Genomic DNA, 13,928 nt, shown 5'->3' with positions numbered 1-13,928 from the left:
GCGCCTCTCCTCCCTGTGCGTCCGCTGTGTCCCCGGTCAAGCCGCCCCCATCGCCCGCCCATCCCCCCGCCATCCCCCGGTAAGCACCGTGTCCTTTTCCGTAAGGCCGGAGTCAGGATCACGGAACCCACCTTGTTGTCACGTACCCAACAAGCGAGGGTCGTCGCGGGCCGCCGCCCCCGCCGGGAATCACACCGGCGGAACCCCCCCACCCGCAGGCCTCTGTCCACCTCTCACAGGAGGCTGTCCGTTGCGTACGTCCACCCCCGACTCCCCCCGCACCCAGGGCAGATGGCGCCGCGTCGGCGCCGCGGCCGCCGCCACCGCCGCCCTCGTCCTCGCCGGTCTCGGCACCGCGGCCCACGCGAGCGCGGCCCCCGCGACCGCCACGCCCCACCCGGCCGGCGCCCGGGCCGTCGCCGCCGCCGTCGCCGAGGCACACGTGCGGTACACCGCCCAGTGCGGCGGCACCCCCAGGCCGGGCTACGCGTCCTGCCACGCCCTGCGCGTCACCTCCGGCACCACCGCCTTCCAGGAGGAGCAGGCCGCCCGCGAGGGTGTCGCCCCCGCGACCGTCTCCCCCGACGCCTCCTCCGCCACCCCCACCGGCTACGGCCCCTCCGACCTCCAGGACGCCTACGGCCTGACCGCCGCGGCGGCGAGCAACGGCTCCGGCGCGACCATCGCCGTCGTCGACGCCTACGACGACCCCAACGCCGAGTCCGACCTCGCGACGTACCGCTCCCACTACGGCCTGTCCGCCTGCACCACCGCCGACGGCTGCTTCAGGAAGGTCGGCCAGACCGGCTCCGCCACCTCCCTGCCCACCCCCGACAGCGGCTGGGCCGGCGAGATCTCCCTCGACCTCGACATGGCCTCCGCCGTCTGCCCGAACTGCCGCATCCTGCTCGTCGAGGCCAAGAATGCCTCCATGGCCAACCTGGGCACCGCCGTCAACGAGGCCGTGAAGCTCGGCGCGAAGTCCGTCTCCAACAGCTACGGCGGCGCCGAGTCCTCCGCCGACTCCTCCTACGACTCCTCGTACTTCAACCACCCCGGAGTCGCCATCACCGTCTCCGCCGGCGACGCGGGCTACGGCGCCGAGTACCCGGCCGCCTCCCGCTACGTGACCGCCGTCGGCGGCACGAAGCTGTCCCCGTCCTCCACCACGCGCGGCTGGACCGAGAGCGTCTGGCGCACCAGCAGCACCGAGGGCACCGGCTCCGGCTGCTCCTCCTACGACGTCAAGCCGACCTGGCAGACCGACACCGGCTGCGCCAAGCGCATGATCGCGGACGTCTCGGCCGTCGCCGACCCGGCCACCGGCGTCTCCGTCTACGACACCTACGGCTCCGACGGCACCGGCTGGAACACCTACGGCGGCACCAGCGCCTCCGCCCCGATCATCGCCGCCGTCTACGCCCTCGCCGGGACGTCCGGCAGCAGCGACTACCCCGCCCGTTACCCGTACGCCGCGGCCGGCACCTCCGCCCTCAACGACGTGACCAGCGGCAGCAACGGCTCCTGCACCACCGGCTACTTCTGCACCGCCCGGTCCGGCTACGACGGCCCCACCGGCTGGGGCACCCCGCAGGGCACGCAGGCCTTCACCGGCTGACACCACCTCACCGAGCAGCCGCCGTGGGCCGTGGGGGCCTCGGACGGCGAGGACGAACGGGCCGCGGCCGCCAGCCGCGGCCCGTTCGGCGTGCCTCACGGCGACCACGCGTCGGCGCAGCCGTCATGAGAACATCGAAGGGGCTCTCACCCGACCAGCCGTCAGAAACGGCGCCCATGCCGTGAAGTGGGACAACGACGGAACCACACGACAGGTTCCGCTGCCACCTCATTGCCCGGCGTGACCTGCCGTGATACACAGAGTGACCATACGAGCTATTCGTACGAATCCCGCCCGACAATGACGCCAAGTCGACATACGACAGCGCCATCGTCGGCGACAATGAGGCCTGACCTCTGCACACCGCAGGGGACCGACTGCGGAACAACCCATCAGGGGCGGTGACTTACATGCTCTTTGCGGCCGACAAGGGAGACATCAACACCATCATCGGCGGGATCGCTCCGGACTGGGGCCCCTTCGGCAGCCTGGGCAACGAGGCCAAGGTGATGATCGAGGTCGTGATGGCGGTCGCCATCCTCCTCTGCCTCGGCATCGCGATCTGGGGTGCGGCCAAACAGCGCATCGGCGCCACGGCCCTGAGGGACACCTTCAGCGCGGAACAGGGCAAGGGCCTCATCATCGCGGGCCTGACGGGCGTCTTCATCATCGGCTCACTCGGCACGCTGTTCACGATCGTGTACGGCATGGCCGTGTAGCCCGTCCGTCACGTCCGGGCACGCCCGGCCCCCTCCACCCCACCCACCCGTCGTGCCCACCGGCTGAGGTTGCGTTTCCCTGATGTCGAGTCACCACACCGCGCCCGCGCGGGAACCAGCACGGCTACCGTCGTACTTCCACGCGTTCCGGTACGGCAGCGAGGGGGCGTACACGGCATGAGCCTCGGCGACGAACACGACTACGGCGAACCCGCGGGCACCCGCCTGCGCCTGCCCGGCGCCGACCCCTACGGCGGCGCCCGCCGCCCCGGACGTTCCTCCTCGCGCAGCCTCGTCACGGTGGTCGGCGTCGTCGTCCTGCTCATCGCCGCGATCGCCTTCGCGAACCGTGGAGGAGACGATTCCGCATCCTCCACGACCGCCGACGAGGCCAACCGGCCCGAGGCGGCGGCAACGGCGGCCACCGGCACGAAACCCGTACAGACCAAGAGCGGCGGCGGCATCCCCGCGGGCTTCCCCCGCACCCAGCAGGGCGTCCAGTCGGCCGCCGCCAACTACGCCGTGGCGCTCGGCTCCACCGGCATGTTCCAGCGCGACAACCGCCACGCCATCGTCGCCACCGTCTACACCCCCCAGGCGGCAGCCGCCCTCCAGGCCCCCAAGGACCAGGCCTACTCCACCGAGTTCCTCGCCCAGCTGGGCCTCGACGCCGACGGCAACGCCCCCGAGGGAGACACCTTCGTCTCCCGCGTGATCCCGGTGGGCACCTCCCTCCACGCGTACGCCGACACCACCGCCCGCGTCGCCGTCTGGTACCTGGGGCTGATCGGCATGTCCGGCGAGACCTCGACCGACCCCGTCACCTCGTCGTGGAAGACCTGGACCTTCGACCTCCGGTGGACGAACGGCGACTGGAAGATCGTCGCCGACCAGCAGCAGGACGGCCCCGCCCCGGTCCCCGGCGACGACCGGGCCGCCTCCTCCGACGAGATCAGCAAGGCCATCCAGGAGTACGGAGGGTTCACGTATGCCCGGTAACCCGCACCGCGTGCTCCGGCTCGCCGGAGTCCTCACGGCCGTCCAGACGACAGCCGTGCTGCTGGCCGGCCGCGCCTTCGCCGCGCCGACCCCCGCCCCCTCCCCCAGCCCCTCGGGCTCCCCCTCACCGTCCCCCTCGGGCAGCTTCGACTGCAGCCTCATCTCGGGCGACGCCAAGAAGTACTGCGAGCGGGGCAACGCGACCTCCGGCGGCACCACCACCCCCCGTGTCTCCGACACCCTCGACCCGCTCAGCTCCCTCGCCAAGGGCTGCGCCGACGCCGCCGCCTGGACCGTCGACAAGCTGAGCGAGGCCGTGAAGGACACGGCGAACGTCGACTTCACCAATCCCAGGTTCCTCCAGCAGTACGCGGTCGTCTTCGCCGCCTCCACCGTCCTCACCCTGCTGCTGTGGCTGCTGGCCGTCGCCAAGCGGGCCGTGCGCGGAGTGCCCCTGTCCACCGCCGTCGGCGAGGCCATCGGGTTCCTCTGGCTCACCGTCCTGGCCTCCGCCTTCACCCCGCTGATCCTCTACACGGTCGTCTCGGCCACCGACGGCATCACCGACGTCCTCGCGAAAACCACCGGCGACCAGACCGACACCTTCTTCGGCACCTTCTCCGAAGCCCTCAAGAAGGGCGAGGACATCGGCGGCGGCCCGATCATGCTGATCGTGGTCTCCCTGGTCTCCATCCTCGCCGCCGGCGTCCTGTGGCTGGAGCTCGTCATCAGGGCCGCCCTCCTCTACGTCGGAGCCCTGCTCGGCACGGTCGTCTACGCCGGCCTCGTCGACAAGAACCTGTGGAGCCACGTCCGCCGCTGGGCCGGCATCATGATCGCCGTCATCCTGGTCAAACCGGTCATCGTCATCGTCCTCGGCCTCGCCGGGGCCCTCTCCGCCGACGACGGCCCCGACGCCTTCTCCGCCGTCGTCTCCGGCCTCGCCATCATCCTGCTCGCCATCTTCGCGTCGGCGATGATCTACCGCTTCGTCCCCGGCTTCGGCGACGAGATCGCCCACTCGCGCAACAACCGCATCATGCAGGGCGCCGAGGGCAAGGCCGCCGCCGTCATCAGCTCCCCGGCGACCCTCGTCGCCCAGGGCATCAAGACCCACAGCACCCGCGCCGACAGCAACGGCGGCGCCGCCTCCGGTGGCCCCCGCCCCGCCAACCAGGCCGCCGGCGGTGTCGCCGCCCACAGCACACGCACCGGGAACGGAAGCGGCGGAACTGTCCCCTCCGCCGCACCCGCGCCCCGCTCCGCCAGCCCGGTGAACACCCCGCACGCCAGCAACACCCGCAACAGCAGTACCAACCGCACGGGAGGTGAAGGGCGTTGACGACCGAGTCCCACGTGTCCCACGCGATCACGCCCCGCCGTACATATCTGATCGGCCGCGCCCGGCCGAACGCGATCGTCGGCCGCAACCGCGAGACCGGCGAGATCGCGCTCATCGTCGTCGGCGCGTTCCTCGGCATGATGTGCGGGCTCCTCGTCCCCCTCCTCGCCCTGCGCATCGTGCTCCTGGCCGGCCTCCCGATGCTCGCGCTGGCCGTGGTCTACGTGCCCTACAGGCAGCGCACGTTCTACAAGTGGTTCGAGATCAACCGCAGCTACAAGCGCACCCTGCGCCAGGGCACCGTCTACCGCTCCACCGCCATGGAGGCCGGCACCCGCCTCGACGGCCGGGAGGTCGAGGTCGGCCCGCCACCCGGCATCGGCCGCATCACCTGGCTCGCCGCCCCCTTCGGCCCCGACGAGATCGCCGTCCTCCTGCACGCCGACCGCCGGACCGTCACCGCCGCCATCGAGATCGAGGGACCGGGCGTCGGCCTGCGCGACAGCGAGGACCAGGAGGCCCTCGTCGACCGCTTCGGCACCCTCCTCAAGCACGTGGCCAACGGCGACGGCTTCGTCACCCGCCTGCAGATGCTCGCCCGCACCCTGCCCGCCGACCCCGACGCCCACGCCAAGGACGTCGCCCAGCGCGGCGACGACAAGGCCCTGCCCTGGCTCCAGTCGTCCTACGACCAGCTCCAGTCGATGGTGTCGACAAGCAGCGAGCAGCACCGCGCCTACCTCGTCGCCTGCATGCACTACACCCGCGAGCTGGCCGCCGAGGCCCACGCCATGGCCCGCGCCGCCCGGCCCCAGTCCGGCCGCAAACTGGACCGCGACGCCGGGCTCGCCGTCGTCATGGCCCGCGAACTGACCGACATCTGCTCCCGCCTCCAGGAGGCGGACATCCGCGTCCGCCAGCCCCTCGGCCAGGGCCGCCTCGCCTCGCTCGTCCACTCCATGTACGACCCGGACCACCCCATCGACCACATCCAGGCGATGACCCGGCGCAACGCCTGGCCGGCCGAACTGGACGCCATGGAGCCCACCTACCTCCAGGCCAAGACCCGCGAGTCCTCCACCCGCGCCCCCTGGTGCCACGCCACCGCCTGGGTGAAGGAATGGCCGATGACTCCCGTCGGCGTCAACTTCCTCGCCCCGCTCCTGGTCCACACCCCGGACGTCATCCGCACCGTCGCCGTCACCATGGACCTCGAACCCACCGAGGTCGCCATCGAACGCATGCTGACCGAGAAGACCAACGACGAGGCCGAGGCCAGCCGCGCCGCCAAGATGAACCGCACCGTCGACCCGCGCGACGTCGCCGCCCACTCCCGCCTCGACCAGCGCGGCGAGGACCTCGCCAGCGGCGCCGCCGGCGTCAACCTGGTCGGCTACATCACCGTCTCCTCCCGCTCCCCCGAGGCCCTCGCCCGCGACAAGCGGACGATAAGGGCGTCCGCGGGCAAGTCGTACCTGAAACTGGAGTGGTGCGACCGAGAGCACCACCGCGCCTTCGTGAACACACTTCCGTTCGCCACCGGCATCCGAAGGTAGGGGCTTTCCATGCGGGACCCGATGTCCGTCCTCACCGACGCCTTCACGTCCTTCCTCTTCGGCAAGGTCGAGACCACCCGCCTGCCCGTCCGCACCTCCACCGGCCAGGCCCAGGCGGTCTACCTCCCGACCGCCGCCCCCGGCCTCGGCGACTCGGGCGTGATCATCGGCCGCGAGGTCTACTCCGGCAAGGGCTACATCTACGACCCGTTCCAGCTGTACGGCCAGCAGCTCCCGGCCCCGCACTGGCTGGTCCTCGGCGAGTCCGGCAACGGCAAGTCGGCCCTGGAGAAGACCTACGTCCTGCGCCAGCTGCGCTTCCGCGACCGCCAGGTCGTCGTCCTGGACGCCCAGGGCGAGGACGGCGTCGGCGAGTGGAACCTCATCGCCCAGGCCCTCGGCATAACTCCCATCCGCCTGGACCCGATGGCCGCCCTGGACCACGGCATCCGCCTCAACCCCCTGGACCCGTCGATCACCACGACGGGCCAGCTGGCCCTGCTCCGCACGATCATCGAAGTGGCGATGGGCCACGGCCTGGACGAACGCTCCGGCTTCGCCCTCAAGGTCGCCCACGCCTACGTCAACGAGACGATCGTCGAACGCCAGCCGGTCCTGTCCGACATCGTCGAACAACTGCGTCACCCCGAACCGGAGTCCGCGGAGGCGATGAACGTCGCCATAGACGACGTCCGGGCCTGGGGGCTGGACGTGGCCCTCGTCCTGGACCGCCTGGTCGACGGTGACCTGCGCGGCATGTTCGACGGCCCCACCACGGTCGGCATCGACCTGGACGCCCCGCTGATCGTCTTCGACCTCTCCCACATCGACCGCAACTCCATCGCCATGCCCATCCTCATGGCGATCGTCGGCGTGTGGCTGGAGCACACCTGGATCCGCCCCGACCGGAAGAAGCGCATCTTCCTGGTCGAGGAGGCCTGGCACATCATCAACAGCCCCTTCGTGGCCCAGCTGTTCCAGCGCCTGCTGAAGTTCGGCCGCCGTCTCGGCCTGTCCTTCGTGGCGGTCGTCCACCATCTGAGCGACGTCGTGGACGGAGCGGCGGCGAAGGAGGCTGCCGCGATCCTGAAGATGGCCTCCACCCGCACGATCTACGCCCAGAAGGCGGACGAGGCGAGGGCCACGGGCCGCGTGCTGGGCCTGCCGCGCTGGGCAGTCGAGATCATCCCCACCCTCACCCCGGGCATCGCGGTCTGGGATGTCAACGGCAACGTCCAGGTCGTCAAACACCTGGTCACCGAGACCGAACGCCCCTTGGTCTTCACCGACCGCGCGATGACCGAGTCCTCGGTCGACCTCGCCCACGACGACGCCCTGCGCGAAGCCGAACGGGAGGCCGAGGAGCGGGCGGCGGCCTTCATGGAACAGCACCTGGCCGACTTGGACGGTTCGTCCGAGTCGACGGTGGCGTAGGGGCGGGGGAGTCACATGAGACCGGGCGACGGCCGCCCCGGCGGTCCGGGAGGCCAGGGCGGTGTCCCCGACGGCCTCCTGGTCGGCATACTCGCGTTCCTGCTCGGCATGACCCTGCTGGTCTGGACGGCCACCGGCCTGGCGGCCGTCCTCTCCCACGGCGCCTGGCCCGCCGGCGTGACCTTCGCCCGCACCCCCCTCGCCATGCGCCACCTCGTCGCCCGGCCCCACGACCTCCCGGGCGCCTGGCCGACCACCCCGCCCGACGCCCTCCCCGGCTACGGACTGTTCTGGGGCCTGTTCATCGGCCAGCTGATGCTCCTGCTCGTCCTCACGGTGTTCGTCCTGGGGACGGTGGCCCGGTGGCGGGCGGTCCGTGCGCGCAGACGGCTGGAGGGCACCGCCCCGGCTCCCGCGACGGACCGGGCGCCGGCCCCCGCGCAGCACGAGGTGCCGCTGCCCCGGACGGAACCGGAACCCACCGACGTCCCCCGGCCCGCACCGCCGCCCCAGCACCCCACCGCCGTCCCGCCCGCCGCCGCTCCACCCCCCGCCGCCCCGTTCACCGCCGACCGCACGAGCGGCTGGGAGACCCACCGCGCCGACGGCACCGTGCTCTACGCACCGCCGGAAACCCGCCACACCACCGCGGCCCGGGCGGTCCGGGACGCCGAGGGTCCCGCCCTCGTCGTCACCTCCCACCCCGCCCTCTGGCACGACACCAAGGACGCACGGGCCAAACTCGGTCCCGTCCTCCTCTACGACCCCGCCCACCTCTGCGACACCCCGGCCCGCCTCCACTGGTCCCCCACCACCGGCTGCGAGGACAAGGCCACCGCGGCGGCGAGAGCGACCGCCCTCCTCACCCCCGTACGGCCCACGGCCCGCCTCGACCAGGCCGTCGCCGACACCGCGGAAACCCTGCTGCGCAGCTGCCTGCACGCCGCCGCGGTGGACGGCCGCACCATCCGCCACGTCCACCGCTGGGCCCAGGGCACCGGAATCCAGGAAGCCGTCCGCACCCTGCGCACGAACCGGAAGGCCGCACCCGGATCGGCCGGCGAACTGGAAGCCGCCCTCACCGCCCATCCCGAACGCCGCGACGTCGCCCTGGAACTGACTGCCCGTGCGCTGGCCGCCCTCTCCACGGTGCACCTTCGCGAGGCCTGCACTCCCAACCGAACTGATGCCCTCGCCCTGGATTCCTTTGCGAACGAAGGGGGAACGCTTTACGTGGTCGGTGAATCCATCGAGGACCCGAGGACCAGCCCCGGCGCGATGCCCCTCCTCACGGCCCTCGTCTCCAGCGTGGTCGAGCGCGGCCGGCGCATGGCCGAACGGTCATCCTCCGGTCGCCTCGACCCACCACTGACCCTGGTCCTGGACGACATCGCCGCCGTCGCCCCGCTCCCCCAGCTCCCCGACCTCCTCGCCACCGGGGCCGACCGGGGCCTGCCCACCCTGGCCCTCCTCCGCTCCCGCGAACAGGCCCGCACCCGCTGGCCCGACACGGAACTGCCCGTACGGGGCCTGTCCTAGGGGTCCTTGCACTCTGCGCCCACCCGCAGGCCGCCACGAGACCCACCCGCGGGCCGGCTCGACGCCCACCCGCAGGCCGCCACGACACCTACCCGCGGGCCGGCTCGAGCACGAACTCCAGCTCCCGCGAGTCGGAATCCTCCCCCAGCGGCACGACGACCCCGCTGGGCACGAACCCCGCCCGGCGGTAGAACGTCCGCGCCCGCCCGTTGTCCTCGTGCACGATGAGCCGCACCCGCTCCACTCCGCGCCCCCAGGCCCACTCCAGCGCGGCGTCGAACAGCACCTCGGTGAGCCCGATCCCCCGGCACTCGGGCCGCACGAACACCCCGACGACATGCCCCTGCCGCCGCTCGACCGGGAACCCCGCCCAGTCCGTCGTTCCGGCCTCCTCCAGCAGCACGGTCACCGTCCCGACCCACTCCCCGTCCGGCCCCTCCGCGACCACCTGGCACGCCCCCGGCGCCCCTTCGGCGACCCTCTCCGTCCGCTCCCGCCAGTAGGAGTCCGGCTTCGCCAGTGCCTCCTCGTACGTCTCCAGGAACGCCAGGTGCGCGACCGGATCCCGCAGTGCCAGCAGCCGCAACTCCCGCGCCGCCGCCCACTCCTCGGCACGCACGGACCGGATCACATAGCTCATGCGGACCACCGTAGTACCCGAGTACTACCCCCCTCACCCCATATAGAGCCCTCGTCGGACGCCCCTCACCCCACCCCCCGAGCAGCATCGACACCATGCTCACGGCCCATCGACTCACCAAACGCTACGGCGCCAGAAGCGTCGTCACGGACCTCTCCTTCACGGTCCACCCGGGCACCGTCACCGGCTTCCTCGGCCCCAACGGCGCCGGCAAGTCCACCACCATGCGGATGCTCCTCGGCCTCGACGCCCCCACCGGCGGCCGCGTCACCCTCGACGGCGCCGCCTACGCCGGCCACCCCGCCCCCCTCACCCGGGTCGGCGCCCTGCTGGAGGCCCGCTCGGTCCACCCCGACCGCTCGGCGTACCACCACCTGCGCGCCCTCGCCCACACCCACGGCATCCCCCGCGCCCGCGTCCACCACGTCCTGGAACTGGCCGGTCTCACCGACGCCGCCCACCGCCGCGTCAAGGGCTTCTCCCTCGGCATGGGCCAACGCCTCGGCATCGCCGCCGCCCTCCTCGGCGACCCCGGCACCCTGATCCTCGACGAACCGGTCAACGGCCTCGACCCCGAGGGCGTCCTGTGGATCCGCACCCTCCTGAAGTCCCTGGCCGCCGACGGCCGCACGGTCTTCGTCTCCTCCCACCTCATGAGCGAGATGGCCCTGACCGCCGAACACCTGGTCGTCATCGGCCGGGGCCGCCTGCTGGCCGACACCACCGTCGCCGACTTCGTCCGCGACTCGGGCTCCGGCACCGTCCGCGTCGTCACCCCCGACGCGGCGGCCCTCGTACGCCTGCTGGCCGCGCCCGGCGTCGACATCACCACCCCCACCCCCGGCACCCTCGACGTCCACGGCACGGACGCCGAACACATCGGCCGCACCGCCGCCGCCCACGGCATCCCCCTGTTCGAACTGACCCCGAACAGCGCTTCCCTGGAGGAGGCCTTCATGGACCTCACCCGCGACGCGGTCGAGTTCACCGCACGCGAGCCGGAAGGAACCCGCGCATGAAGGACCTCGCGGTCACCCCGTCCGCATCCTGCGCTCGGAATGGCACAAGTTGTGGACAATCCGCTCCACATGGATCAGCCTCGCGTTCACCGTCGTCCTCACCCTCGGCATCGGCCTCGCCATCGGCGCGACCTACGAGTCCGGCGGCGGGGACGACGACATCGACCCCGTCCTGCTGGTCCTGCTCGGCATGCAGTTCACCCACCTCACCATCGGCACCCTGGGTATCCTCGCCACCGCCGGCGAGCACTCCAGCGGCCAGATCCGCTCCAGCCTGGCCGCCGTGCCCCGCCGCCTGCCCGTCCTGTGGTCCAAGGCGGCCGTCGTCGGCGGCGTCGCCTTCCTCACCGTCCTGACCACCAACTTCGTCACCTTCCCCCTCGCCCAGACCTTCCTCGCCGACACCGACCAGGCCACCTCCCTCGGCGACCCGGGCGTCGCCCGCGCCCTCGTCACCAACGCCCTCGGCCTCGCCCTCCTCGGCGTCATGGCCCTCGCCATCGGAGCCCTGGTCCGCTCGGTCCCCCTCGCCATCGGCGTCCTCGTGGGAGCCGTGATGATCCTCCCGGAGATCCTCGGCGCGCTCCCGTACGCTCTCGTCGACGACCTCGTCCGCCGCGCCCCCTCCAGGTCCCTGGAAGCCCTCACCCGGGCCGCCCCGGCCCCCGGCACACCCTCCCCCGGCGCCGCCCTGCTCGCCCTCACCCTGTGGACGGCGGCCACCCTCGCCCTCGCCGCCCTGCTGCTGAAGCGCCGGGACGTATGACGGGAACCGGCTCCACGACGGCCCCCGCACCCCCCACCATGGACACCGTGCCGCAGGACATGTACATGCCCCCAGAGGAACAGACCGCCGAACCCCTCACCCGGTACGTCCAACGCGTATCGCGCCGCGTCCAGGCCTTCGACCGACGCCACCCCCTGCTGTGGGACCTCCACCTGACCGCCTTCTGGACCACGGCCGCCCTGATCGACTACGGCGGAGGCTGGCGCAACGTCACCCGCAACCCCGACGCCCCGCTCCCGCTCGTGCTGGTGCTCAGCCTCGGCTTCACGCTGCCCCTCCTGTGGCGACGCAGCCACCCTCTGGCCGTACTCCTGGCCGTGATCCCGTTCGCCCTGGTCAACGCCTGGACGGGCACCGCCCTCCAGGCCCAGCTGCTCCTGCTGCTCGTCGTCTTCCACATCGCCCTGCGCCGCCCTCTGCGCTTCCTGTGGTCGACTCCGCTCGTCGTCCTCCCCGCCGTCGTCCTCGCCGTGCGCCACCCCGACGGCGGCGCCGACAAGGACATCGTCCCGTTGCTGATGTCCCTGGTCGTGGCCGCCGCCATCGGTGTCACCGTCCGCACCCGTCGCAGCCACACCGAGGCCCTGGAGGACCGCGCCCGCCGTCTGGAGAGAGAACGCGACCAGCAGGCCCGCCTCGCCGCCGCCGCCGAACGCACCCGCATAGCGCGCGAGATGCACGACATCATCGGCCACAACCTCTCCGTCATCACCGGTCTCGCCGACGGTGGCCGCTACGCCGCCGGCAAGTCCCCCGAGCGCGCCGCCCAGGCCCTCGACGCCATCGCCACCACGAGCCGCCAGGCCCTGGGCGAACTCCGCCGCCTGCTGGACGTCCTGCGCGAGGAGAACACCCCCGCCCCGCACGCCGACCTCACCCCGCAGCCCACCCTCACCGACCTCGACCAGCTCCTCGACGGCGTCCGGGCGGCGGGCCTCCCCGTCCACACGACCGTCCGCGGCACCCCGGCCCTCCCGCCCGGCCGCCAGCTCACCGTCTACCGCGTCGTCCAGGAGGCCCTCACCAACACCCTCAAGCACGCCGGCCCCGACGCCACCTCGAACATCACCCTCACCTACGCCGACTCGGGCGCCGTCACCGTGACGGTCACCGACACCGGCCGCGGTGGCCCACCCGCCACCGACGGCGGCCGGGGTCTTCCCGGAATGCGCGAACGCACGGCCCTGTACGGCGGCACACTCGAAGCCGGCCCCCGCGCGCACCCCGAACGGGGCTGGCGTGTCCATCTGCACCTACCGGAGGAACCCCCGCAGTGACCACCGTCCTCATCGCCGACGACCAGCCCCTCCAGCGCTTCGGTTTCCGCATGCTGCTGGAGAGCCAGGACGACCTCGCGGTCCTGGCCGAGGCGGCCAACGGCACCGAGGCGGTCCGCCTGACGGCCGAACTCCGCCCGGACGTCGTCCTGATGGACGTCCGGATGCCCGGCATGGACGGGATCGAGGCGACCCGCCGCATCACCGCCGCAGGCGACCGCACCCGCATCCTCATTCTCACTACCTTCGACCTCGACGAGTACGCCTTCGCCGGCCTGCGCGCCGGCGCGTCCGGCTTCCTGGTCAAGGACGCACAGCCCGAGGAGCTCCTGGCCGGCATCCGGGCGGTGGCCACGGGAGACGCCGTGGTGGCCCCCAGCCTGACCCGCCGCCTCCTGGACACCTACGTCCACCACCTCCCGGCCACGGCCGAGCCGCCCGCTCCGAGCGCCCCGGACCCCCGGCTCGCCGCTCTCACGGACCGGGAACGCGAAATCCTGACGGTCATCGGGAAGGGCTGGACGAACACGGAGATAGCCACGCGCCTCCACCTCGCGGAATCCACGGTCAAAACACACGTGGGCCGCGTCCTCGCGAAGACCGGCTCCCGGGACCGCATCCAGGCGGTGATCCTCGCGTACGAAACGCACCTGGTGGAGCCCTGAACGCAGAAAACCCCCGTGCCGAATGGCACGGGGGTTTCCTCAACAATTGTTCGGCGGCGTCCTACTCTCCCACAGGGTCCCCCCTGCAGTACCATCGGCGCTGTAAGGCTTAGCTTCCGGGTTCGGAATGTAACCGGGCGTTTCCCTCACGCTATAACCACCGAAACACTATGAAACTGTGAACGCCACACCACACCACCCAGATGAGGGGTGCGGGGCTGTTCGTGGTTTCAGAACCAACACAGTGGACGCGAGCAACTGAGGACAAGCCCTCGGCCTATTAGTACCGGTCACCTCCACACGTTACCGTGCTTCCAGATCCGGCCTATCAAC

General features: G+C 71.9%; 12 protein-coding genes and 1 rRNA gene. 11 read left to right on the top strand and 2 right to left on the bottom strand.

Translation table 11 applies throughout. The annotated features are described in order from the left end of the window. Positions 1-250 precede the first annotated feature (250 nt). The 7 genes from ACZ4YY_RS14310 (at position 251) to ACZ4YY_RS14280 (ending at position 9,207) form a co-directional block, all read left to right on the top strand. Complete coding sequence (locus tag ACZ4YY_RS14310; RefSeq protein ID WP_468288628.1) at positions 251-1,618, top strand: S53 family peptidase; 1,368 nt, start codon at positions 251-253, stop codon at positions 1,616-1,618. 410 nt (positions 1,619-2,028) lie between these two features. Beyond that, positions 2,029-2,337: a hypothetical protein gene (locus ACZ4YY_RS14305; RefSeq protein WP_003991275.1), complete on the top strand. Its 309-nt coding sequence runs from the start codon at positions 2,029-2,031 to the stop codon at positions 2,335-2,337. 177 nt (positions 2,338-2,514) lie between these two features. Further along, positions 2,515-3,336 carry a hypothetical protein gene (locus tag ACZ4YY_RS14300; protein WP_468288625.1) on the top strand — a complete coding sequence of 274 codons (822 nt, stop codon included), beginning with the start codon at positions 2,515-2,517 and terminating at the stop codon, positions 3,334-3,336. Then, positions 3,326-4,678 carry a hypothetical protein gene (locus tag ACZ4YY_RS14295; RefSeq protein ID WP_468288623.1) on the top strand — a complete coding sequence of 451 codons (1,353 nt, stop codon included), beginning with the start codon at positions 3,326-3,328 and terminating at the stop codon, positions 4,676-4,678. The genes ACZ4YY_RS14300 and ACZ4YY_RS14295 overlap by 11 nt, the downstream gene beginning before the upstream one ends. After that, positions 4,675-6,234, top strand: a complete 1,560-nt coding sequence (locus ACZ4YY_RS14290) for an SCO6880 family protein (protein WP_468288620.1) — start codon at positions 4,675-4,677, stop codon at positions 6,232-6,234. Before ACZ4YY_RS14295 ends, ACZ4YY_RS14290 begins: the two co-directional genes overlap by 4 nt. Positions 6,235-6,243: 9 nt before the next feature. Next, positions 6,244-7,668 (top strand): ATP-binding protein, encoded by a 1,425-nt coding sequence (locus ACZ4YY_RS14285; protein WP_468288617.1) that lies wholly within the window; start codon positions 6,244-6,246, stop codon positions 7,666-7,668. A 15-nt stretch (positions 7,669-7,683) separates the two neighbouring features. Next, on the top strand, positions 7,684-9,207 hold the full coding sequence (locus ACZ4YY_RS14280) for a type IV secretory system conjugative DNA transfer family protein (RefSeq protein WP_468288614.1): 1,524 nt from the start codon (positions 7,684-7,686) through the stop codon (positions 9,205-9,207). Positions 9,208-9,295: 88 nt separating this feature from the next. On the opposite strand, the gene ACZ4YY_RS14275 is transcribed toward ACZ4YY_RS14280, so the two are convergent. After that, positions 9,296-9,847, bottom strand: a complete 552-nt coding sequence (locus ACZ4YY_RS14275) for a GNAT family N-acetyltransferase (protein ID WP_468288611.1) — start codon at positions 9,845-9,847, stop codon at positions 9,296-9,298. A 95-nt stretch (positions 9,848-9,942) separates the two neighbouring features. Between ACZ4YY_RS14275 and ACZ4YY_RS14270 the strand changes: the two genes are divergently transcribed. The 4 genes from ACZ4YY_RS14270 to ACZ4YY_RS14255 are packed head-to-tail and all read left to right on the top strand — an operon-like array spanning position 9,943 to position 13,595. Beyond that, entirely contained in the window at positions 9,943-10,866 is a 924-nt protein-coding gene (locus ACZ4YY_RS14270) for an ABC transporter ATP-binding protein (RefSeq protein ID WP_468288608.1), read from the top strand. Positions 10,867-10,915: 49 nt separating this feature from the next. Continuing rightward, a complete protein-coding gene (locus ACZ4YY_RS14265; protein WP_468288606.1) occupies positions 10,916-11,632 on the top strand; it encodes an ABC transporter permease in 717 nt (238 codons plus the stop codon). A 38-nt stretch (positions 11,633-11,670) separates the two neighbouring features. Beyond that, the gene (locus tag ACZ4YY_RS14260; RefSeq protein WP_468289444.1) at positions 11,671-12,930 is read left to right on the top strand and encodes a sensor histidine kinase; all 1,260 of its coding nucleotides are present in this window, start codon (positions 11,671-11,673) and stop codon (positions 12,928-12,930) included. Further along, positions 12,927-13,595: a response regulator gene (locus ACZ4YY_RS14255; RefSeq protein WP_468288603.1), complete on the top strand. Its 669-nt coding sequence runs from the start codon at positions 12,927-12,929 to the stop codon at positions 13,593-13,595. Before ACZ4YY_RS14260 ends, ACZ4YY_RS14255 begins: the two co-directional genes overlap by 4 nt. Positions 13,596-13,643: 48 nt before the next feature. Here ACZ4YY_RS14255 and rrf read toward each other — a convergent pair. Next, a 5S ribosomal RNA gene (gene rrf, locus ACZ4YY_RS14250) occupies positions 13,644-13,760 on the bottom strand. Positions 13,761-13,928 lie beyond the last annotated feature (168 nt).

It is taken from the genome of Streptomyces sp. NPDC030143, assembly GCF_055573695.1.
Note: the sequence above shows the minus strand (reverse complement) of the source record. Positions and strands in the feature narration are given on the sequence as shown.